The sequence below is a fragment of the Streptomyces sp. NPDC007929 genome (assembly GCF_042959065.1).
Lineage (GTDB): Bacteria > Actinomycetota > Actinomycetes > Streptomycetales > Streptomycetaceae > Streptomyces.
The window spans coordinates 712,931-733,785 of the sequence record NZ_JBIBKD010000004.1; the positions used below are offsets into that span (position 1 = coordinate 712,931).

Annotated in this window: 24 protein-coding genes; 8 read left to right on the plus strand and 16 right to left on the minus strand. The window is 71.8% G+C overall.

Annotated elements, in window-relative coordinates; all coding sequences use genetic code 11:
• Nucleotides 1-38: 38 nt before the first annotated feature.
• Together ACFZDE_RS16735 and ACFZDE_RS16740 are read right to left on the minus strand one after the other, a co-directional pair.
• Nucleotides 39-803 (minus strand): DUF4239 domain-containing protein, encoded by a 765-nt coding sequence (locus tag ACFZDE_RS16735; RefSeq protein ID WP_391200384.1) that lies wholly within the window; start codon nucleotides 801-803, stop codon nucleotides 39-41.
• Between the two features lie 24 nt (nucleotides 804-827).
• On the minus strand, nucleotides 828-959 hold the full coding sequence (locus ACFZDE_RS16740; RefSeq protein WP_391000025.1) for a hypothetical protein: 132 nt from the start codon (nucleotides 957-959) through the stop codon (nucleotides 828-830).
• A gap of 280 nt (nucleotides 960-1,239) precedes the next feature.
• Between ACFZDE_RS16740 and ACFZDE_RS16745 the strand changes: the two genes are divergently transcribed.
• The 4 genes from ACFZDE_RS16745 (at nucleotide 1,240) to ACFZDE_RS16760 (ending at nucleotide 5,925) form a co-directional block, all read left to right on the plus strand.
• On the plus strand, nucleotides 1,240-1,416 hold the full coding sequence (locus ACFZDE_RS16745; protein ID WP_391000022.1) for a hypothetical protein: 177 nt from the start codon (nucleotides 1,240-1,242) through the stop codon (nucleotides 1,414-1,416).
• A gap of 292 nt (nucleotides 1,417-1,708) precedes the next feature.
• Nucleotides 1,709-2,680 (plus strand): SCO0930 family lipoprotein, encoded by a 972-nt coding sequence (locus tag ACFZDE_RS16750; protein ID WP_391000222.1) that lies wholly within the window; start codon nucleotides 1,709-1,711, stop codon nucleotides 2,678-2,680.
• A gap of 291 nt (nucleotides 2,681-2,971) precedes the next feature.
• Nucleotides 2,972-3,784 (plus strand): SAM-dependent methyltransferase, encoded by an 813-nt coding sequence (locus ACFZDE_RS16755; RefSeq protein ID WP_391000019.1) that lies wholly within the window; start codon nucleotides 2,972-2,974, stop codon nucleotides 3,782-3,784.
• The gene (locus tag ACFZDE_RS16760) at nucleotides 3,781-5,925 is read left to right on the plus strand and encodes an EAL domain-containing protein (RefSeq protein ID WP_391200385.1); all 2,145 of its coding nucleotides are present in this window, start codon (nucleotides 3,781-3,783) and stop codon (nucleotides 5,923-5,925) included. The genes ACFZDE_RS16755 and ACFZDE_RS16760 overlap by 4 nt, the downstream gene beginning before the upstream one ends.
• 181 nt (nucleotides 5,926-6,106) lie before the next feature.
• On the opposite strand, the gene ACFZDE_RS16765 is transcribed toward ACFZDE_RS16760, so the two are convergent.
• On the minus strand, nucleotides 6,107-6,991 hold the full coding sequence (locus ACFZDE_RS16765) for a LysR substrate-binding domain-containing protein (protein WP_391000013.1): 885 nt from the start codon (nucleotides 6,989-6,991) through the stop codon (nucleotides 6,107-6,109).
• Between the two features lie 83 nt (nucleotides 6,992-7,074).
• On the opposite strand from ACFZDE_RS16765, the gene ACFZDE_RS16770 reads away from it, so the two are divergent.
• The 3 genes from ACFZDE_RS16770 to ACFZDE_RS16780 are packed head-to-tail and all read left to right on the plus strand — an operon-like array spanning nucleotide 7,075 to nucleotide 10,477.
• On the plus strand, nucleotides 7,075-7,782 hold the full coding sequence (locus ACFZDE_RS16770; RefSeq protein ID WP_391000010.1) for a succinate dehydrogenase: 708 nt from the start codon (nucleotides 7,075-7,077) through the stop codon (nucleotides 7,780-7,782).
• Between the two features lie 2 nt (nucleotides 7,783-7,784).
• Nucleotides 7,785-9,734, plus strand: a complete 1,950-nt coding sequence (locus ACFZDE_RS16775) for a fumarate reductase/succinate dehydrogenase flavoprotein subunit (RefSeq protein ID WP_391200386.1) — start codon at nucleotides 7,785-7,787, stop codon at nucleotides 9,732-9,734.
• The gene (locus ACFZDE_RS16780) at nucleotides 9,731-10,477 is read left to right on the plus strand and encodes a succinate dehydrogenase/fumarate reductase iron-sulfur subunit (RefSeq protein ID WP_391200387.1); all 747 of its coding nucleotides are present in this window, start codon (nucleotides 9,731-9,733) and stop codon (nucleotides 10,475-10,477) included. The genes ACFZDE_RS16775 and ACFZDE_RS16780 overlap by 4 nt, the downstream gene beginning before the upstream one ends.
• 62 nt (nucleotides 10,478-10,539) lie before the next feature.
• On the opposite strand, the gene ACFZDE_RS16785 is transcribed toward ACFZDE_RS16780, so the two are convergent.
• From ACFZDE_RS16785 to ACFZDE_RS16830, 10 genes are all read right to left on the minus strand, one after another.
• Nucleotides 10,540-10,827: a gas vesicle protein GvpK gene (locus ACFZDE_RS16785; protein WP_391000003.1), complete on the minus strand. Its 288-nt coding sequence runs from the start codon at nucleotides 10,825-10,827 to the stop codon at nucleotides 10,540-10,542.
• Nucleotides 10,824-11,069 (minus strand): gas vesicle protein GvpJ, encoded by a 246-nt coding sequence (locus ACFZDE_RS16790; RefSeq protein ID WP_391000000.1) that lies wholly within the window; start codon nucleotides 11,067-11,069, stop codon nucleotides 10,824-10,826. Before ACFZDE_RS16790 ends, ACFZDE_RS16785 begins: the two co-directional genes overlap by 4 nt.
• Nucleotides 11,066-11,914 carry a GvpL/GvpF family gas vesicle protein gene (locus tag ACFZDE_RS16795; protein WP_391200388.1) on the minus strand — a complete coding sequence of 283 codons (849 nt, stop codon included), beginning with the start codon at nucleotides 11,912-11,914 and terminating at the stop codon, nucleotides 11,066-11,068. Before ACFZDE_RS16795 ends, ACFZDE_RS16790 begins: the two co-directional genes overlap by 4 nt.
• On the minus strand, nucleotides 11,911-12,249 hold the full coding sequence (locus ACFZDE_RS16800) for a gas vesicle protein GvpJ (RefSeq protein ID WP_391200389.1): 339 nt from the start codon (nucleotides 12,247-12,249) through the stop codon (nucleotides 11,911-11,913). Before ACFZDE_RS16800 ends, ACFZDE_RS16795 begins: the two co-directional genes overlap by 4 nt.
• Nucleotides 12,246-12,503: a gas vesicle protein GvpG gene (locus tag ACFZDE_RS16805; protein ID WP_391200390.1), complete on the minus strand. Its 258-nt coding sequence runs from the start codon at nucleotides 12,501-12,503 to the stop codon at nucleotides 12,246-12,248. The genes ACFZDE_RS16800 and ACFZDE_RS16805 overlap by 4 nt, the downstream gene beginning before the upstream one ends.
• Nucleotides 12,504-12,506: 3 nt before the next feature.
• Nucleotides 12,507-13,274 carry a GvpL/GvpF family gas vesicle protein gene (locus ACFZDE_RS16810; RefSeq protein ID WP_391200520.1) on the minus strand — a complete coding sequence of 256 codons (768 nt, stop codon included), beginning with the start codon at nucleotides 13,272-13,274 and terminating at the stop codon, nucleotides 12,507-12,509.
• Nucleotides 13,271-13,735 (minus strand): gas vesicle protein GvpJ, encoded by a 465-nt coding sequence (locus ACFZDE_RS16815; RefSeq protein WP_391200391.1) that lies wholly within the window; start codon nucleotides 13,733-13,735, stop codon nucleotides 13,271-13,273. The genes ACFZDE_RS16810 and ACFZDE_RS16815 overlap by 4 nt, the downstream gene beginning before the upstream one ends.
• Nucleotides 13,736-13,772: 37 nt before the next feature.
• Nucleotides 13,773-14,087: a gas vesicle protein GvpO gene (gene gvpO, locus ACFZDE_RS16820; protein WP_391200392.1), complete on the minus strand. Its 315-nt coding sequence runs from the start codon at nucleotides 14,085-14,087 to the stop codon at nucleotides 13,773-13,775.
• 124 nt (nucleotides 14,088-14,211) lie between these two features.
• Nucleotides 14,212-16,557 (minus strand): ATP-binding cassette domain-containing protein, encoded by a 2,346-nt coding sequence (locus tag ACFZDE_RS16825; protein WP_391200393.1) that lies wholly within the window; start codon nucleotides 16,555-16,557, stop codon nucleotides 14,212-14,214.
• An 11-nt stretch (nucleotides 16,558-16,568) separates the two neighbouring features.
• Nucleotides 16,569-17,555 (minus strand): MsnO8 family LLM class oxidoreductase, encoded by a 987-nt coding sequence (locus ACFZDE_RS16830; RefSeq protein WP_391200394.1) that lies wholly within the window; start codon nucleotides 17,553-17,555, stop codon nucleotides 16,569-16,571.
• Nucleotides 17,556-17,674: 119 nt separating this feature from the next.
• On the opposite strand from ACFZDE_RS16830, the gene ACFZDE_RS16835 reads away from it, so the two are divergent.
• A complete protein-coding gene (locus ACFZDE_RS16835; RefSeq protein ID WP_391200395.1) occupies nucleotides 17,675-18,385 on the plus strand; it encodes a DNA polymerase beta superfamily protein in 711 nt (236 codons plus the stop codon).
• Here the strand turns inward: ACFZDE_RS16835 and rpmF are convergent.
• The 3 genes from rpmF to ACFZDE_RS16850 all read right to left on the minus strand — a co-directional run bounded on the left by rpmF (nucleotide 18,368) and on the right by ACFZDE_RS16850 (nucleotide 20,678).
• On the minus strand, nucleotides 18,368-18,538 hold the full coding sequence (gene rpmF / locus ACFZDE_RS16840; protein ID WP_053673734.1) for a 50S ribosomal protein L32: 171 nt from the start codon (nucleotides 18,536-18,538) through the stop codon (nucleotides 18,368-18,370). The genes ACFZDE_RS16835 and rpmF overlap by 18 nt on opposite strands.
• A 104-nt stretch (nucleotides 18,539-18,642) precedes the next feature.
• Nucleotides 18,643-20,238, minus strand: a complete 1,596-nt coding sequence (locus tag ACFZDE_RS16845) for a cation acetate symporter (RefSeq protein ID WP_391200397.1) — start codon at nucleotides 20,236-20,238, stop codon at nucleotides 18,643-18,645.
• Entirely contained in the window at nucleotides 20,232-20,678 is a 447-nt protein-coding gene (locus tag ACFZDE_RS16850) for a DUF485 domain-containing protein (protein ID WP_391200398.1), read from the minus strand. Before ACFZDE_RS16850 ends, ACFZDE_RS16845 begins: the two co-directional genes overlap by 7 nt.
• Nucleotides 20,679-20,855 lie beyond the last annotated feature (177 nt).

Genomic DNA, 20,855 nt, shown 5'->3' on the forward strand with positions numbered 1-20,855 from the left:
GCACGCCCCCCGGCCCGGATCCGTGCTGTACGGCGCCGTCAGTCTGCGACGCCGGGGAAGAGGCTCAGGAACGGGTCCGTCGAGGCGGTCACGCCCCTGCTGTAGGGCGAGTCGAAGTCCCAGATCAGGAACAGCAGGAAGGCGATCAGCGCCGAGAACAGCCCGGCGAGCACCAGTTCCCGGGTCGTTCTGCGGATCTGCAGGGCGAAGATCATCCCGATGGTGACGACGGCCCCGGCGATCAGCCCGAACCACACCACCCCCGGCATGGTCTCCCCGGTCGACTCCGCCCGGGCGATCCGGGCCTGGTTGGCCGCGGTCACCTGGTCCAGCAGCGGCTGGTAGGCCTGGGCCTCGAAGTCCGTCACCGGCTCGTAGTCGGTGACGTCCCGGCGGATCCGCTCGAACAGCTCGGTGCCGCGCGGGCTCATCTCGCCCTTGTCGGCCATCGTGTCCCACTCGGTGGTCACGACATGGCTCACATATGTCCGGATGTCGTCCCGGATGCGGTCGCGTTCCTCGGCCGGATAGACCCGAACCCGTTCCGAGATCTCGTGCAGCGCGGTCGCCTCGGCCTGCACATGGTCCTGTGCGGCGCTGCGCCCCTCCCAGACACCGGCGATCGCCAGGCCCAGGACGATGGCGTACACCACGCCGATCCACATCGTCATGTACTCGATGACGTCCGGGGTCTCACTGGGATCCTCGTCCTCGGGCGCCGCGCGGTGGCGTACGAAGGTGATGATGACCACCACGGCACAGGCGGCCAGCATCGCGAGGGTGAGAACAAGCCATTCCGGCAAGAGGTACCTCCAGGGCTTCAGGGATCAGCGCGCGCGCAGCGCGGCGACGGCCACCACCGCGGGCACCGTGACGAGCAGGACGAAGGTGAGCGGCGACAGCGCGCCGCCCGTCCGCCGTGGGCGCGGGGCCACGGCGCGGTAGCGCGGGTAGTGCACGGGCGTCGCGGACGGACGCGGCGCGGGGCTCGCGGGCCGGGGCGGGGCCGGGGCCGGGGGAGCGGGCGCCGGCGGCTCGGGCTTCGGGACCGGCCGGGGCGGGGGTGGTACGGGGCGTGGCGCGGGCGGCCGTGGGGCCGGCGGCTCGGGTTTCACCGTGGGGGGTGGTTCGGGGGGCGTCGGTTTGGGTGCGGGTGGCCGCTCCGGCGTCGGTTTCGGCGGGGGCGGCGGTTTCGGGGGAGGGGTCGGGGCCGGGCTCGGCGTGGGGGAGGGGCTCGGCGTGGGTGTGGGGCACGGCCAGGTCTTCTTGCTCCCGGCGTACGCCACCGCCTCGGTGCCGTCCGGTCCCGTCGATGCGTACGCGCAGGCGTCGGCCACCGCGACCCCGGCCGGTGCGCCGACGAGTGCCCAGGTCAGCGTCGCCGCCGCCAAGGCCCGTGCCGCAAGGGCGGATTGAGTCGAGAGGGGTCCATGCACGACGAAGATCATGAGGCTTGTGCCGCCCGCACGGGCCCGGGCGCAAGGGGATTGCCCCGAACGGGGGATGTCCGGGGCTCACCGGTTTGATCAACGGTCACCCGCAGGGTGCCTCCCGCGTACGCGTGTACGACGGCGCGGGGGCTCGTCACGGACTCCTTGAAAGAAATTTGGCCCACGGTTGAACACACAGGCCGCTCCCGTGCGTACTCATGGCCGTGCGGCGGCGCAGCAGGGCGCTGCAACACCCTTGCGATAATGGGGAGTTGACGATGAAGACCTCCTGGCGGAGCGCCTCACTCGTGGCGAGCGCCGCGGCGGTCCTGGCGCTGACGACGGCGTGCGGTCAGGACAGCCCACCGGCGGCCAGCCAGAACGTGGGCGCCACGGCCGCGCCCGGGGACTACGGAAACATCGGCTCGGGCACCGCGGGCGCGGCGGGTGGCGCCGCGACGCCGTCCGCCCCGAGCGCCTCCAGCCCCTCCAACCCCGCCGGCAAACTGTCCGTGTCCACCGCCGAGAAGGTCGGCAAGGTGGTCACCGACAGTCTCGGCCTCACCCTGTACCGGTTCGACCAGGACACCGAGCAGCCGCCCAAGTCCAACTGCGACGGCGACTGCGCCAAGACCTGGCCGCCGGTCCCGGCCGACGACGCCGAGGCCGGCGAGGGCATCGACAAGGCGCTGCTCGGCTCGGTCACCCGGGCCGACGGCACCAAGCAGCTCACGGTCGGCGGCTGGCCCGCCTACCGCTACGCCAAGGACGTCAACGCCGGTGACGTCAAGGGCCAGGGCGTGGGCGGCAAGTGGTACGCGCTCGCCCCCGACGGCAAGAAGGCGCAGGGGGGTGCGAGCGGCGGCAGCGAGGCGGTCGAGGCCGGGCTGTCCACCCGCAACGACCCCAAGCTCGGCGAGATCGTCGTGGACAAGAACGGCATGACCGTCTACCGGTTCAAGAAGGACGAGGCCTGGCCCAAGCCGGTCTCCAACTGCTCGGGGGCGTGCCTGGAGAAGTGGCCGCTGGTGGAGCCCGTCGACTTCGCCGACACCAAGGGCATCCAGAAGAAGGGCTACATGATCTTCGACCGGACGGACGGCAAGGGCAAGCAGCAGACGATCAACTGCTCGCCCATCTACACCTTCGCCGGTGACAAGGCGCCCGGCGACACCAACGGCCAGGGCGTGGGCGGCACCTGGTACGCCGTGCGGCCCGACGGAAAGCTGGTCGGCGCGTCGGAGAAGTAGAGAAACCTCCCCAGGGTTGATCGTTTCGTCCACCCGAAGCGCAGGCCCGGTCCACCCCTTCGTGCTCCACGGAGGGGTGGACCGTTTTGCCGTTCCGCACCGGAACTCTCCGGAGCGCCCCGGGCACTGTTCGTCATATGTTCGAAGGTCATGCGGAGGGGTATCAATTCGGCACGTGCCGCAGGCAGTGACCGGGAACGGATGGTCAATTTCCGTTTCGGGTCGCTCCATTGGCGGGCGATCAGTAGCCTCTGCTCGAACACCGGATCGCCTCACGCCTTGGAGAGATAGATGGAGCGTCCCGCCTGGGCCCCACGGAGCATCGACATATCGGTGCCCAGCGTTTCCCGGATGTACGACTACTACCTGGGCGGATCGCACAACTTCGAGGTCGACCGAGAAGCGGCCCGCAGGGCCATGGAGTTCATGCCGGGACTGCCCAAAGTCATGCAGGCGAACCGCGCTTTCATGCGCCGCGCCGTGCGCTGGGCGGCCGGCCAGGGCATCTCCCAGTTCCTGGACATCGGCTCCGGCATCCCCACCTTCGGCAATGTGCACGAGGTGGCCCAGGACGCCCGCCCCGGCGCGCGCGTGGTGTACGTCGACCACGACCCGGTCGCCGTGGCGCACAGCCAGGCGGTGCTGGCGGGCAACGAGGACGCGGGCGTCGTCGCGGCGGACCTGCGCAAGCCCCAGGAGATCCTGAGCAGCCCCGAGGTGGAGCGGCTGATCGACCTGAATCAGCCAGTGGCGCTGCTCCTCGTTGCCATACTGCACTTCGTGGAAGACGAGGACGACCCGTACGGGGCCGTGGCCGAACTGCGCGAGGCGCTCGCGCCCGGCAGCCTGCTCGTGCTCACCCACGCCTCCTACGAGGGGATTCCGCTGCCGCCGGAGCGGGCCGGGGGTGCGGTGGACGTGTACGAGGGCATCCGCAACCCGCTGATCATGCGCTCGCGCGACGAGATCGCGCGGTTCTTCGAGGGGTACGACATGGTGGAACCCGGACTGGTGGCGATGCCGCACTGGCGCCCCGACACCGCACCGGAGGACGAGGATCCGTACGCGTTCTCCGGGTTCGCGGGCGTGGGGCGTACGGCGTGAGCGCGGAACCGGACGGGCCGGAGGACAGACTGCGCCGGTTCGCGACGATCTGGAGCCGGGCCGTCTTCCCGGTGACCTCGACGTCGTCGAGCCGCCCCGAGTTCGAGGCGCTCCTGCTGCCCCTGGCGCGGCGGCTGAGCGAGGCACTGGTGGCCCGGACCTTCGACTCCGACGCGGGCCGGGCGGTCGGCGCCGCCCTCGTGGACGCGCACTGCACCGACCCGGAGGCGCTCAGCCGCACCCTGGACTGCGTCGACGCCTATCTGGTCCTGTACTGCGGCGGCGACGGCGACCAGGAGGACCTGCGGGCCCGGTGTGCGCGGTTGCAGCACGCGATGGCCGCCGGTTTCGCCCGGACGCTGCGCGAGCGGACCCTTGCCGAGCAGGAGGCCATCGCCCAGGCCGCCCTCCAGGCGCAGGGCGTGGTGGCGCAGGCCCTGCACGCGAGCGAGGCGCGCTTCCGCGCCGTCTTCGAGGGCGCGGCCATAGGCATCGGCATGGCCGACCTCGACGGCAACATACTGCAGGTCAACGGCGCGCTGCTGCGCATGTTCGGAGTCTCCGAACAGTCACTGCGCAGCCGCAAGGTCCGGGAGTGGACCCACCCCGACGACGCCCCGCAGACCTGGCGGCTCTACGACGAACTCGTCAGCGGCGAGCGGGAGCACTACCACCTGGAGAAGGCGTTCTACCGGCCCGACGGAACCGTCCTGTGGACCAATCTGACGGTCTCGCTGCTGCGGGACGCCGACGGCGACCCCCAGTACCAGCTCGCCCTCATGGAGGACACCACCGAGCGGCGGCTGCTCAACCTGCGGCTGCGCTACGAGGCCACGCACGACGCGCTGACCGGGCTGCCCAACCGCACCTTCTTCTTCGAGCGCCTGGAGAAGGCGCTGGGCGCCGGGGAGGGCCAGCGGTTCGGGCTGTGCTACCTGGACCTCGACGGCTTCAAGACCATCAACGACAGCCTCGGCCACGCGGCCGGCGACCGGCTGCTGGTGGAGGTCGCCGACCGGCTCCAGTCCTGCGCCACCGCGCCCGGCGAGATGGTCGCGCGGCTCGGCGGCGACGAGTTCGTGGCGCTGACCACCGGACCCGACACCCAGCACGGGGTCGACGAACTCGCCGGACGCATCATGAACGCGCTGCTCGCGCCGATCAGCGTCGACGGCCGGGAGCTGACCGTGCGCGGCAGCATCGGCATCGTGGAGGGCCCGGCCGGGGAACGCAGCCCGGCGGAGGTGCTGCGCAGCGCCGACATCACCATGTACCGGGCCAAGTCGGCGGGCGGCAACCGTTTCGAACTCGCCGACGCGGAGGCGGACGCCCGGGCCATCACGCGGCACGGGCTGACCACGGCGCTGCCGACGGCGCTGGAGCGGGGCGAGTTCTTCATCGAGTACCAGCCGCTGGTGCACCTCGGCGACGGCAGCGTCCGGGGCGCCGAGGCCCTGGTGCGCTGGCTGCACCCGCAGCACGGCGTGCTCGGGCCGGACCGCTTCATCCCTCTCGCGGAGCACACCGGCCTGATCGTGCCGCTGGGGCGTTGGGTACTGGAGCAGTCGGTGCGCCAGGCCCGCGAGTGGCGGGAACTGCGGGGCGGCGCCGGGGCGGCGGGGCCGCTGCGGATCAACGTGAACCTCTCGCCGTGCCAGCTGACCCACCCCGGTCTGGTCCAGGACACGGTCGACATCCTGGAGCGCACGGGCGTCGAGCCGGACGCGCTGTGCCTGGAGGTCACGGAGTCGGCGCTGATCGGCGCCGACGACGATCTGCTGAAACCCCTGCGGCGGCTGGCGGAGATGGGTGTCGACATCGCCCTGGACGACTTCGGCACGGGCTACTCCAACCTCGCCAACCTGCGCCGACTGCCGGTCAGCATCCTGAAGCTGGACCGGTCCTTCACGCAGAGCATGCAGCAGTTCCCGGCCGACCCCGTCGATCTGAAGATCGTCGAGGGCATCGTCTCGCTGGCCCACAGCCTGGACCTGGCGGTGACGGTGGAGGGCGTGGAAACGGGAGCGCAGGCCGAGCAACTGCGCATACTCGGCTGCGACACGGCCCAGGGCTGGTACTACGCCCGCCCGGGCCCCCCAGACCGCCTCCACGAACTGGCCTTGGTGGACGCAACGGGGTAGAGGGCCGCGCCCCAATAGGGGCGCGGGGAACGGCGCGAGCAACCACGACGCTCCGGCACCCTGACGAGGTATGGGGCGTGCCCCGCCAGGGGCGCGGGGAACGGCGCGAGCAACCACAACGCCCCCGCACCCCCCACCCCGCCTCAGCCCCGCACCCACCCCGCTGACGACACCCCCCGCCTCACCGCTCCAGCAACATCCGCTGCAACTCCCGAGCGGCCCGAGGCGGAGCCACATCACTGCGATGCGCGAGCGCGATCGTGCGATGAAGTCCGGGCCGGGCCAACGCGGTCACCCGCAACCCGCGCCCGGACTTCGCCGCCACCATCCGCGGCACCACGGCCACCCCCAACCCCGCGCGGACAAACCCCAGCACCGCGTCCATCTCCCCACCCTCCACGGCGAAGTCGGGTTCGAACCCCTCCGCACGGCACGCGGCCACGGTCAGCTCCCGCAGGTCGTACCCGTGCCGGAACATCACCATCCGCTCGCCCTCCAGGTCGGAGATCCGCACCGTGCGCCGCCCCCGGCCGGGGCTCGGCGCGTCCGGGGACGAGACCACGACCAGGTCCTCCCGCAACAGCTCGACCGTGGTCAGCGCCGGTGCCGGCGGCGGCAGCGGCAGCACCACCAGGGCAAGATCCAGCGCACCCCGGGCCAGCTCCCGCACCAGGTCGTGCGAACCGCCCTCCTCGATCAGCAACCGGACGCCGGGGTAACGGTCGTGGAACGCCCGCAGCACATCCGGCAGCAGCCCCGTGCACACACTCGGCGTCGCCCCCAGCCGCACCCGCCCGCTGCGCAACTGCACGAGCTCCTGCACCTCGTGCCGGGCCGTGTCGGCGTCGGCCAGGATGCGCCGGGCCAACGGCAGCAGCGCCTCCCCGGCGTCCGTGAGCGTGATGTTGCCCCGGGCGCGCAGGAACAGATCCGCGCCCAGCTCCCGCTCCAGCGCCTTGATCTGCTGCGAAAGCGACGGCTGGGCGACATGGACCAGATCGGCGGCCCGCGTGAAGTGCCGGGTCTCGGCGACGGCCACGAAGTACTGAAGCTGCTGGAACTGCATACCCCCACGATAGCCCTGGCCTATGGATTCAAGCCGGACCATGTCTTGGACCGATCGCCCATGGATCCGTAGCGTGCTGTTCCATGGCTCTGGCAACGCGGACGGACCGACGGCCGTCTCTCGCACGCACCGTGTGGGGCTCCACCATCGGCAAGAAGACCGTGATGGCGATCAGTGGTCTGATCATGCTGCTCTACCTGGTCGTCCACATGATCGGAAACCTGAAGATCTTCTTCGGGGCGGGAGAGTTCAACCACTACGCGCACTGGCTGCGCGTCGTCGGCGAGCCGTTCATGCACTACGAGTGGACGCTCTGGCTCGTCCGGATCGTGCTGGTCGTCGCGGTCGTCGCGCACGCCACCTCGGCGTACCAGCTCAGCCGCCGCGACATCAGGGCACGGCCCAGCAGGTACGCGCACAAGAAGGCCCGGGCGAGCTACGCCACGCGCACCATGCGCTGGGGCGGAGTCATCCTCGCCCTGTTCATCGTGTGGCACATCCTCGACCTGACGACCGGCACCGTGCACCCCGGCGGATTCCAGGAAGGCCACCCGTACCAGAACGTCGTGGACACCTTCTCCACCTGGTACGGCAACGTCGTCTACATCGTCGCGATGCTCGCGCTCGGCCTGCACGTCCGGCACGGCTTCTGGAGCGCGGCCCAGACCCTCGGCGCGGGCAGCCGCACCCGCGACCGGGCCCTCAAAACCATCGCGAACGTCCTCGCGCTGCTGCTCACGGCCGGCTTCATCGCCGTACCCGTGGGCGTCATGACCGGAGTGGTGAGCTGAAGATGACCTCGTACGCCGACTACACGACCGGCGAGCCGGTCGCCGACACCAAGGCCCCCACCGGGCCGGTCAACGAGCGGTGGGACACGCGCCGCTTCGAGGCCAAGCTGGTCAACCCCGCCAACCGGCGCAAGCACACCGTGATCGTCGTCGGGACGGGCCTCGCAGGCGGTTCGGCAGGCGCCACCCTCGCCGAACAGGGCTACCACGTCGTCCAGTTCTGCTACCAGGACTCGCCGCGCCGGGCCCACTCCATCGCCGCGCAGGGCGGCATCAACGCCGCGAAGAACTACCGCAACGACGGCGACTCCGTGCACCGCCTGTTCTACGACACCGTCAAGGGCGGCGACTTCCGCGCCCGCGAGTCCAACGTCCACCGGCTCGCGCAGATCTCCGTCGAGATCATCGACCAGTGCGTGGCCCAGGGCGTGCCCTTCGCCCGGGAGTACGGCGGACTGCTCGACACCCGGTCGTTCGGCGGCGTCCAGGTCTCGCGCACCTTCTACGCCCGGGGCCAGACGGGCCAGCAGCTCCTCCTCGGCGCCTACCAGGCCCTCAGCCGGCAGATCGCCGCCGGGAACGTCGAGATGCATCCGCGCACCGAGATGCTCGACCTGATCGTCGTCGACGGGCGGGCGCGCGGGATCGTCGCCCGGGACCTGGTCACGGGCGAGATCAGCACGTACTTCGCGGACGCCGTCGTCCTCGCCTCCGGCGGCTACGGCAACGTCTTCTACCTGTCGACGAACGCCATGAACTCCAACGCCACCGCCATCTGGCGGGCCCACCGGCGCGGAGCCCTCTTCGCCAACCCCTGCTTCACCCAGATCCACCCCACCTGCATCCCGCGCACCGGCGACCACCAGTCCAAGCTGACGCTGATGAGCGAGTCGCTGCGCAACGACGGGCGCATCTGGGTGCCGAAGGCGAAGGGCGACCAGCGGCCCCCGAACGAGATCCCCGAGGACGAGCGCGACTACTACCTGGAGCGCATCTACCCGTCGTTCGGCAACCTCGTCCCGCGCGACATCGCCTCCCGCGCCGCGAAGAACGTCTGCGACGAGGGCAGGGGAGTGGGACCCGGCGGGCAGGGCGTCTATCTCGACTTCGCCGACGCCATCGAGCGGATGGGCCGCAAAGCCGTCGAGGCCAAGTACGGCAACCTCTTCGACATGTACCAGCGGATCACCGACGAGGATCCGTACCGGGTGCCGATGCGGATCTACCCCGCCGTGCACTACACGATGGGCGGCCTGTGGGTCGACTACGACCTCCAGACCGCCGTCCCCGGGCTGTTCGCGATCGGCGAGGCGAACTTCTCCGACCACGGCGCCAACCGGCTCGGCGCCTCCGCGCTGATGCAGGGGCTCGCGGACGGCTACTTCGTCCTCCCCTCGACCATCAACGACTACCTGGCCCGCAACCCGCACCACGACACGGTGACCGACACGCACCCCGCCGTCCAGGAGGCGCTGGCCGACACCCAGGACCGGCTCAACCTGCTGCTGTCCGTCGACGGCGACCGCACCCCCGACTCCTTCCACCGCGAGGTCGGCGAACTCATGTGGGAGTTCTGCGGCATGGCCCGCACGGACGCCGGGCTGCGCAAGGCGCTGGAGCGCCTCCCGCAGATCCGCGAGGAGTTCTGGCGGCGCATCAAGGTGCCCGGCACCGGCGAGGAGTTCAACCAGTCGCTGGAGAAGGCCAACCGCATCGTCGACTACCTGGAGCTCGCCGAGCTGATGTGCCTCGACGCGCTGCACCGCGAGGAGTCCTGCGGCGGCCACTTCCGCGAGGAGTCCCAGACGCCCGACGGCGAGGCCGCCCGCAGGGACGAGGAGTTCGGGTACGCGGCCGCCTGGGAGTTCACCGGCACCGGCGAGGCTCCCGTCCTGCACAAGGAAGACCTGGTCTTCGAGTACGTCCACCCCACCCAGCGGAGCTACGCATGAAGCTCACCCTGCGCGTCTGGCGGCAGCGCGACGCCGACGCCGACGGCACGATGTCCACGTACGAGGTGGACGGGATCTCACCCGACATGTCCTTCCTGGAGATGCTCGACACGCTCAACGAGGAGCTCATCGTCAAGGGCGAGGATCCCGTCGCCTTCGACCACGACTGCCGTGAGGGCATCTGCGGGGCGTGTTCGCTCGTCATCAACGGCGACGCGCACGGGCCCGAGCGCACCACCACCTGTCAGTTGCACATGCGCTCGTTCCAGGACGGCGACACGATCGATGTCGAGCCGTGGCGGGCGTCCGCGTTCCCGGTGATCAAGGACCTGGTCGTCGACCGGTCGGCGTTCGACCGGATCATCCAGGCCGGCGGGTACATCACCGCGCCGACCGGGGCGGCTCCCGAGGCGCATGCCACGCCGGTGCCGAAGCCGGACGCCGACCTCGCCTTCGAGCACGCGGAGTGCATCGGCTGCGGGGCGTGTGTGGCGGCGTGTCCGAACGGGGCGGCGATGCTGTTCACGTCCGCCAAGATCAACCATCTCAATGTGCTGCCGCAGGGGGCGCCCGAGCGGGAGACGCGGGTGCTGGACATGGTGGAGCAGATGGACGAGGAGGGGTTCGGCGGGTGCACGCTCGCGGGTGAGTGTGCGACGGCTTGCCCCAAGGGGATCCCGTTGATGTCCATCACCAGCATGAACAAGGAGTGGCTGCGGGCTGCGCGGAAGGTGAAGCGGTAGCGCCGTAGGGGCTTCGGCGGCCGCGGGCGGGGCTTGGCTGGTCGCGCAGTTCCCCGCGCCCCTCAGGGGTCGGCCAGCAGCGGCCCCAGCGGGCCGAGGTCCAGATTCAGGTCGCTGCGCCGCAGTCCGTGTTGTGCGCACAGCTCGTCCATGCGCTCGTCCAGCAGCATCAGCGCGGTTCCGAGCCGGTCCTCCTGCTCGGCGCTGAGCGTGCCCTCGTCGAAACGGCGGACCGCCTGGCGCTCCATCAGCTGCCGCAGGAGTTCCACCACGGTCAGCACCAGGGCCGCCAGGTCGTTCGTGACGCGCTCGGGGTCGAGGTCCAGCGCGTGGGTGCGCGGCGCGGTCACAGCGGCCCACTGTCCGGCCAGGGCGCGGGGACCCGGTCGCTGACCGACGCCAGCAGGGCGTGCAGGGAGATCCGCACCAACGGCACGTCGGCGATGGCCAGCACCAGGTCACCGCTGACCACCACGCCGGTCGCCAGCACCCGGTCGAGCAGGTCGACCAGCGGCACCCCGACGGGTGCGTAGGGCTCCGGGGTGTCCCAGGGCACCGCCGTGCGCTCGGTGCCGGGAACCGGGACGGTCATGCGCCGGCCTCCTGGTGCGTGTCCTGCTCCGCCTCGTCCGGGCGGGCGAAGGAGTAGGGGATCCAGGGCCCCGACACGGTGACCTCCACAGCCGACCGCTGGGCGTCGCGGGCCAGTTCGCCGACGGCCCGGACGAACGCGGCGCGCCGCTCGTCGTCGACCAGATAGGCCGCGTTGAGCAGCTGCGGGACGCTGCTGCCGGTTAGTTGCTCGCTCTGCGGCCGGTGCCGTGTCGCCGCGACGGCGTAGCGCCGCAGCTCCCGGTCGACGGCTTGGGCCCGAGCCAGGGCCCGTTCGCGTTCCTCGCGCTCGGTGCGCCGCCGCTCGCTCGCCCGGCGCAGGTACGACCGCCCGTCGGCGGGCCCCTCCCCGGCGGCGCCGGCGCGTGCGAGGCCGGGGCCGTGCACCTTCACCGACCACTCGGTGCGATGGCGCAGCCGGTCCAGCAGGCCGCGCAGGGGCGTGGCCCGGCCGGTGACGGCCCGCACCGCGTTGTGGTCGTCCAGGTACAGCGTCGCGAGTGGCAGCGGGACGACGGGGCCCGCACTCGCGGCCGCCTCCACGCCCCGGTGGTGGGCGCGGGCGCAGCGTTCCAGCTCCTCCGGCCGGTTGAGCCGTTCCGCGAGCGCCTGCTCGCCGAAGGCCGCCGCCGGAACGTCCTGCACGACCAGATACAGCGGCCCCGCGGCCAGGACCCGCAGCGGGCCGCCGCCGTCGTGGCCCACTGTCACCGACACCGCCGCGTCCGGCGGAGGGCTGTCCGTCACGGCGAACGCGCAGGTGACGGTGGGGTGCGACCCGTCCGGCCCGGTCGCCGGGGGCCGCTCGGCCGGCAGCGTGCTCATGGGGCCACCTCCGAGGTGCCGGCGTCCTCCAGGGCCTCCAGGCGTGCGCGCAACTGGGCGTTCTCCTCGGCGAGCGCGTCGCGCGCGGCGCGCGAGGACAGCGCCGGGTCCGTCTCCCACCAGTCGATGCCCGCCTTCTTGGCGGTTTCGACCGAGGCGATGAACAGGCGCAGACGGATGGTGAGCAGTTCGATGTCGAGGAGGTCGATCTTGATGTCGCCCGCGATGACGATGCCCTTGTCCAGGACGCGTTCGAGCAGATCCGCGAGGCTTCCGGAGGGCGGCCCGGCCGGCTGTGCTCCGGGGCCTGCGGGCCAGGTGCCGAGGTCGGTCATGAGGCGCCCCCGCGGTGTCCTGTGTAACGGACCGGGCTGTCGAGGCGGGCGAGCAGCCGCTCCTCCTCTTCCTCGAAGGCCGCCTCGTCGATGGTGCCCTCCTCCAGGGCCCGGTTGAGCGCCGCCAGGCGGGCCTGGACCGCGCGGGGGTCATTGGCCTGGCGTTCGGCCTCCTGGAGCAGATGGTCGGCGACCCAGAGCGTGCCGCGCACCGGGGCGAGCGGCAGCAGCAGGAGCCCGGTCACGAGTCCCACGGGTCACCGTCCGGCCGTGGCGGAGGGCGCGTCGACGAAGCTGTAGCACGGCAGCGGGCCGGTCAGGCCGAGCGCCAGCCGGTCCCCGACCTCGCGTGCCTGCGCGGTCACGGCGCGCCGGAAGCGCTGTTCGTCGGCGGACCGCACCAGGAACGACGTGCTGAGCACCTGCTCGTCGTCGACCGGCCCCTGCGCCGTGCGCACCGCGAGCGGGGCCAGGCGGGCGAGCACCTCCCGTGCCGCGGCCCGGGCCTCGCGTGCGACGCCCTTGGCGAGTGCCTCGCCCAGCCGTACGTTCGCCTCGTAGCCGGGGCGTTCCCGGGTCCGGCGGGCGAGTGTGCGCAGGGTGTCGTCCCTGCGTACGAGGTCGGCGAAGCAGCCGGGCACCACCGTGCCCTTCACGTTCATCTCGACGCAGCCCCGGACTGCCTCCAACTGGGCCGTCAAGTGGGCCTTGTCCGTGTGCAGCTGGGCGCGCAGCGACTCCGCGTCGGGGGTCAGGACGGCGAACCGCATCGGCAGGACGGGGCCTTGTGCGGCGAGTTCGCCGAGCACCGCCTGATGGGCCATCAGGTCGCGTCGCCTTGCCCGGACGGACTCCGGGGCGTCCGAGACGGCCGCGCACAGCCCGTCCCCGGTCAGCAGGCGCACCGCCGCGCCGTCCACCCCCGGCGCTCGCGGGGTGCGCACGCCCTCGGGGGCGATGCCGTACACGTACAGGGTGCCGAGCGTGCCGGCGGTGGTGAGGGCGGCGGTGGCCGTCACGGTCAGTCCTCCTCGGCCTTGCGGCGCCGGGGCCGCGGGCGGTCGTCTTCACTGCGGCGCTTGCGTGCCGGACGCGGAGCACGCTCGGCAGGGGAGTCGGTCTCGTCGTCACCCTCGTCGTCATCCGGTGTGAGGGCGTCGCGGACCTTGTCGGTCAGGGAACGGGCGGTGCGTTTTGCGCCCGCCTTGCCGATGGTCTTGGCGACCGGCCCGCCGAACAGCTCGGGCACGGTCTTGGAGCGCGAGTCGTGCTCCAGGTCCAGGCGGTTGCAGGCCTCCGCGAAACGCAGATACGTGTCGACGCTGGCGACCACGATGCGCGCGTCGACCTTGAGGATCTCGATCCCGACCAGCGAGACGCGCACGAAGACGTCGATCACCATGCCGCGGTCGAGAATCAGCTCCAGCACGTCGTAGAGGGTCCCGGCGCGGGGAGCACAGACGATCTCGTCGCTGTAGACGGTCATGCGGCGGTCCTTCCGGTGGGCGGTTGCGACGGTCCGGTCACTGGTCCTGGGCGCCGCGCCGGAAGCGCGCGATCCGGCGGTACTGCGTCAGCTCGCCCTCCGCGTCCAGTTCCACCCGGTACGTCGCGAGCAGGCTGGTCGTGTCGGGGATGCGGGCCAGTTCGAGGACGTCGACGTCGACGACCCAGCCGTCGTCCTCGCCCCGGCAGACCGCGGACACCCCTTCGAGGCGATGGCTGATCAGCTCCGACAGCGCCTCGGCGGCGCGCCGGCCGGCCTCACCGGCGCCGCGCACGGTGCGCCGGCGCTTGGTGGACGGGGCCGAGCCCCCGCGGGCTCCGGGTTCTGTCATGCAGCTCACTCTCGTCGCAGGCGCCGGAGCGCGCGTGCCGGACTGGGCCATCCGGGCGCGGTCGCACGACCGCGCGGGACACCGCCAGGACAACAGCGCACACGGCGCTCGCCGCGCGGTGCCCTCAGCGTGAACCGGTGAGGGTGCGCGCCAGATAGGGCACCGTCCGGCTCTCCGCCGAGCGCGCGAGGTCCGCCGGAGGCCCCGCCGCCACGATGCGTCCGCCCGCGTCGCCGCCGCCCGGGCCCAGGTCGATCACCCAGTCCGCACGGGCGACGACGGACATGTCGTGCTCGACGACGATCACGGTGTGCCCGGCGTCGACGAGGCCGTGCAACTGGCGCAACAGGACGTCCACGTCGGCCGGGTGGAGACCCGCCGTGGGCTCGTCGAGGAGGTACAGCGTGTGACCGCGTCGCCCGCGCTGCAGTTCGCTCGCCAGCTTGATGCGCTGCGCCTCACCACCCGACAGCTCCGTCGCGGGCTGGCCGAGGCGCAGATAGCCCAGACCGACGTCGAGCAGTGTGGCGAGGCTGCGGGCCACGGCCGGGGTGTCCGCGAAGAACTCCGCCGCGCTCTCCACCGTCAGATCCAGCACCTGCGCGATGTTCCGCCCCCGGTACGTCACCTCCAGCGTGCGCGGGTTGTAGCGTGCCCCGCCGCAGTCCGGGCAGGGCGCGTAGGTGCTCGGCAGGAACAGCAGCTCCACGCTGACGAACCCCTCGCCCTGGCAGGTCTCGCAGCGCCCGCCCGCCACGTTGAAGGAGAACCGCCCGACGCCGAAGCCGCGTTCGCGGGCCCCGTCGGTGGCCGCGAACACCTTGCGCACGACGTCGAAGAGGCCCGTGTAGGTGGCGAGGTTGGAGCGCGGTGTGCGGCCGATCGGCCGCTGGTCGACGGAGACCAGCCGGCCCACCCCCGCCGCGTCCTCCGTGATCTCGCCGATGAGCGTGGACTTGCCGGAGCCCGACACCCCGGTCACCGCGGTGAACACGCCGAGCGGGAACTCCGCTGTCACCCCGCGCAGGTTGTGCCGCGTGACGGGGCCGGTCCTGAGCCACCCGGTCGCCTCGCGCACCTGCCGGGCCGGGGCGGGGGAGCGGTCGAAGAGGTAGCGGGCCGTCGCCGACTCCTCGACCTCCGCCAGTTCGGCCACCGGTCCGCTGTGCAGCACCCGCCCGCCGTGCTCGCCGGCGTCCGGACCCACGTCGACCAGCCAGTCGGCGCCCCGCATGACGTCCAGGTGGTGCTCCACCACGAACACCGAGTTCCCGGACGCCTTCAGCCGCTCCAGCACCGTGAGCAGCGCCTCGGTGTCGGCGGGGTGCAGTCCGGCCGACGGCTCGTCCAGGACGTAGACGACCCCGAACAGGCCGGAACGCAGCTGGGTGGCCAGGCGCAGGCGTTGCAGTTCGCCCGCGGAGAGGGTGGGGGTGGCCCGGTCGAGGCTGAGGTAGCCGAGCCCGAGCTCCAGCACCGGTGCGATACGGGAGCGCAGGTCGTCGGTGAGGACCCGGGCGGCCTGCGAGGTCCCGTCGAGACCGGCGGCCAGCTCCACCAGCGGCAGCGCCGCGAGCTCGGCGATGGTCCGGCCGCCGAACGTCACCGCCATGGCCTCCGGGCGCAGCCGGCTGCCGCCGCAGGCCGGGCAGGGCGCACTGGTCAGGAACCGCTCGGCCTTCGCCCGCAGGGCAGGGCTCTTGGAGTCCGAGAACGTCTTCATCACATACCGGTGGGCGCTCATGTACGTGCCCTGGTACGGCCGTTGGATGCGGTCGGCGTCCCGCACCGGGTGCACCGTCACCACCGGCTGCTCGTCGGTGAACAGGATCCACTCCCGCTCACCGGCCGGCAGGCCCCGCCACGGCCGGTCCACGTCATGGCCCAGCGCGTCGAGGATGTCGCGCAGGTTCTTGCCCTGCCAGGCTCCCGGCCACGCCGCGATCGCGCCGTCGCGGATCGACAGCGACGGGTCGGGCACCATGAGCTCCTCGCTCGTACGGTGCACCCGCCCCAGCCCGTGGCACTGCGGGCACGCCCCGGCCGCCGTGTTCGGCGAGAAGGCGTCGGAGTCGAGCCGCTCGGCGCCGGGCGGGTAGGTGCCGGCCCGGGAGAACAGCATGCGCAGGGAGTTGGAGAGGTTGGTGACGGTGCCGACGGAGGAGCGTGAGGTGGGCGCCGCCCGGCGCTGCTGGAGCGAGACGGCCGGGGGCAGGCCGGTGATCTCCCCGACCTTCGGCGCGCCGACCTGGTGGATCAGCCGGCGCGCGTACGGCGCGACCGACTCGAAGTAGCGCCGCTGCGCCTCCGCGTAGATCGTGCCGAACGCCAGCGACGACTTCCCCGAGCCGGACACGCCGGTGAACACGGCCAGCACGTCCCGGGGGATGTCGACGTCGACGCCCCGGAGGTTGTGCTCGCGGGCGCCGCGGACGCGGACGAACGGATCATGGGGGTCGCGGTCGTGCATGGCAGACGACTCTAACCGGAGGTGATCGCGGCCAGCCGCCGGTAGGAGTCCAGCAGGGCGTCGCGGTCGTAGGTGCTGGTCGTGACGAGGATCTCCTGGGCGCCCGTCTCCTTGAGCACCGTCTCCAGCTCGTGCGCGACCTGCTCCTCGGTGCCGGCGGTGTGGCCGGTCAGGCCGGACTCGTAGAACTCGCGCTCCTTGCCGGTCAGGGTGCGGGCCTCCACGCGCTCGGCGGGCGGCAGCGGCGGGAAGGTGCCGCGGGTGCGGGAGTGCGCCATGGACCACGCCTCGGGGATCAGCAGCCGCCGGGCCTCCTCGGGGGTGGCGGCCACGGCGATGGTGCCCGAGATGACGACGTAGGGCTCCGGGGCCCAGACGGAGGGGCGGAACCGCTCGCGGTACAGGTCGATGCCGCGCCGCATCTTCTCGCGGTTCCTGAGGTCGCCGATCACCATGGGCAGGCCCGCGCGGGCGGCGATGCCGGCGCCCTCGCCCATGGCCAGGACGAACGGCGGCACCGTCAGGCCCTCGGCGGGGCGCGCGTGCACACCGGTGGGGGAGGTGCCCCGGAACCAGCCGAGCAGCTCGTCGAGCTGGCCCTCGAAGTCCTCGGCGTCCTCCTTGTCGCGGCCCAGGGCCCGGCGCACCCCGTCCGTGAAGCCGACGGACCGGCCCAGACCCATGTCGATCCGCCCGGGGAACAGCGACTCCAGCACCCCGAACTGCTCGGCCACCACCAGCGGCCGGTGATTGGGCAGCATCACCCCGCCGGTGCCGACCCGGATGGTCCGGGTCGCGCCCGCGACGGCGGCGGCCAGCACGGTCGGCGCGGAACCGGCGACGCCGGGCACGCCGTGGTGCTCGGAGACCCAGACCCGGTGGTAGCCGAGCCCCTCCAGCTCCCGCGCCAGCCGCACGGTGTCACGCAGCGCCTCGGGGTGGGTGTGCCCCTCGCGGGTGCGGGAGCGGTCGAGAACGGACAGGCGCACGGGATCCATACCTGGTTCTACGCCGGGCGGGGCCGCCGGTATTCCATGGCGGTCGACGAAAACCGGGTGACCGTGTCTGCGCACGTCAGGAGAATGTCCCGGTACCCAGAAGCGAAAGGCGGCCGACCGTGACCGTCCCCAACGTCCTGCTCTGCGGCATCGTCGGATCCACCGCCTACGGTCTCGCCCGCCCCGGCTCGGACATCGACCGCCTCGGCCTGTTCGCCGCGCCCACCGAGGAGCTGCACGGCCTGCGCCGCCCGAAGGAGTCCCACGTCAGCACGGCGCCGGACCGCACCCTGCACGAGGCGGCCAAGTGGTGCCGGCTGGCCCTCGGCGGCAACCCGACGGCGATGGAGCTGGTGTGGCTCCCGGACGACCTGTACGAGGTGCGCACCCCGCTCGGCGACGAGCTCATCGGCATCCGTACGGCGTTCCTGTGCGCCAAGCGGGTCAGGGACGCCTACCTCGGATACGCCACCCAGCAGTTCCGGCGCCTGGAGTCGCGTGGCGACGGTTCGTTCTCCGCCGCCACCCGGGGGCGCACCGCCAAGCACGCCCGGCACCTCAAACGGCTGTGCGGGCAGGGCCTGGAGCTGTACACCACCGGGCGGTTGTCGATCCGTGTCGAGGACCCGGACGCGTACCACGCCTTCGGTGAGCGCGTCGCCGCCGATCCGTCGGTCGCCCTGTCCCTGCTCAGGCACTACGAGGCGGCTTTCGACGAAGGCCCCACGGTGCTGCCGGACGAACCCGACGAGGCGCCGGTCGAGGCCTGGCTGCGCCGGGTCCGCGCCCACTTCCTCGCCGGACCGGTTCACTCAGCCGTCGGGGCGTAGCAGGCCGCGCTCGTAAGCCTTGACCAGGTTCTGCGGGACGAGGTGACGGACCCCGTCGACGGTGACGGGGACCAGCGTCGGGGTGGCCGCCTTCCACTGGGCGCGGCGGTGGCGGGTGTTGCTGCGGGACATCTTCCGCTTCGGGACAGCCATGGGACTCCTCCTCGGTGATCGGGCACCGAGGACGCTACATGAAAATGGATCCCATTAACAGTGAGCGTCCCGGTGCCCGGCCACCACGGCACCTCGAAGGTGTCTCAGTCCTCGGCGCCCACCAGCATCCGCACCTCGAACTCCTCGCGAGCGGCGGGCTCTTCGGCCGGTCCCTTGTCCAGCACCGTGCCGAGCCAGCCCAGCAGGAAGCCCGCGGGGATCGAGACGATGCCGGGGTTCTGGAGCGGGAACCAGGCGAAGTCGGCCTCGGGGTAGAACGAGCCCGGGGCGGAGGACACGACCGGGGAGAAGACCGCCAGCAGGACGGAGCAGAGCAGCCCCCCGTAGAGGCTGAGCAGGGCGCCCTTCGCGCTGAAGCGCCGCCAGAACAGGGTGTAGACGATGGTCGGCAGGATCGCCGACGCCGCGATGGCGAAGGCCAGGAAAGCCAGCGTCGCGGTGTTCGCGCCCCAGGCGACGAGGGCCAGCAGGATGCCGAGGACGCCGATGACCGCCCCGGACAGCCGGGCTACGGTCAGCTCCTCCGTCTCGCTCGCCCGGCCCTTGCGGATCACCTCGCTGTACAGGTCGTGCGCCAGGGAGGAGGCCGCCGCCAGGGTGAGACCCACCGCCACGGCGAGCAGCGTCAGATACGCCAGACAGGTCAGCAGCGCGGTGAGGACGCTGCCGCCCAGCTCGTGGGCGAGCAGCAGCACGGAGGCGTTGCCGGTGCGGTCGGTGCTCTCGATGGTGTCCCGGCCGAGCAGCGCCGTGGCGCCGAGCCCCATGACGCCGGCCCCGAGACAGACCGCGCCGACCAGGCCGACGGCCCACAGCACCGACGAGCGCAGGACACCGCTGTTGCGCGGGGTGAGCAGCCGCATCAGCACATGCGGGAGGGCGGCGAGGCCGAGGACGATGGCCAGTTCGAGGCTGAGGAAGTCCAGCTTGTTGCTGACGGTGCCGCCGTAGCGCAGTCCTGGCTGGAGGAAGCTCAGCCCGGAACCGCTGCGTTCGGAGGCCCGCTCCAGCAGCAGGTCGGGGTTCCAGTCGAAGTGGTGCAGCACCCAGCCCGCGGTGAACAGCACGCCCGCCACCAGCATCACGGCCTTGATGATCTGGATGACCGTCGCACCGGGCATACCGCCGAGGGAGGCGTACAGGATCACGAACACGCCGATCACCACCACGCACAGGGTGCGGGTGGTGCCGCTCGGCACACCGGTGAACTGGGTCAGCAGGGCCACGCTGCCCACGAGTTGGGCCACCAGGTACAGCGTGGCGATGACCAGGATGCACACCGCCAGCGCGACCCGTACCGGCCGCTGCTGCCGGGGCAGCCGCAGCGCCACCGTGTCGCCCAGTGTGAACGTGCCGGTGCGGTGCAGGGGTTCGGCGATCAGCAGCAGCACCATCATCCAGGCGACGGTGGTGCCGCCGAGGTACATCAGCCCGTCGTAGCCGGTCAGCGCGACCAGCCCGGTGCTGCCCAGCAGGGTCGCGGCCGACAGGTAGTCGCCGCACAGGGCCAACCCGTTGCGCAGCGGCGACATGGCGCGGTTGCCGAGGTAGAACTCGCTGATCTCGTCACGCTGAGGAGCCGTCAGCAGTGCCATGAACAGGGTGATCACGACCACGGTCAGGAACAGCACGAACGTCAGCTGCAGGCTGCTGTCGTCGATGGCGGCGGCGCTCACCACGCGCGGAACCCCCTCGTCCCGTGCTGGAGCGGGCGCGTGGCACCCTGCGGAGCCGGCACCGACCGGCCGCGGCGGCTCTCCGTCTCGTGCAGCCGGGACCTCAGTCCGCGGGCGAGCGGATCGACCCGGGTGCGCATGTGCCGGACGTAGCACCACGCGGTCACGCCCATGACGACGAACTGCCCCAGACCCAGGGTCAGTCCGAGCGTGAGGCGGCCGAACAGCGGCTGGTTCATCACCGCCGGCACAAAACTCGACAGCAGTACATACAGCAGGAATCCACCGACGGACAGGATTGTCGCGCGGATGCCGAACCGGCGCTGTGCGCGCCGCAGAGAGTGAAATTCCGGATGGTCGGATATACGAGACGGCGGAGTTTGTTCGATGTGCGGCAGCGGGAATGTGGGAGTGTCTTCCCGCCGCGGTGAGAATTCGGGCACAGGCGCACCTTCTTCGCTGCATCGTGCCCCGCACTCGACCCCGTCGGGTCAGTGGGCGCGTCCGGTTTCAGGGCAGGGGGAAGGGGTGCCGGACGCGCGGTGGGGGTGCGGGCTCTGTGGGGGGCTCGTGAATCCGGATAACCAGCTGCCCGGATTCACGCGGACGGCTTCGGGGTT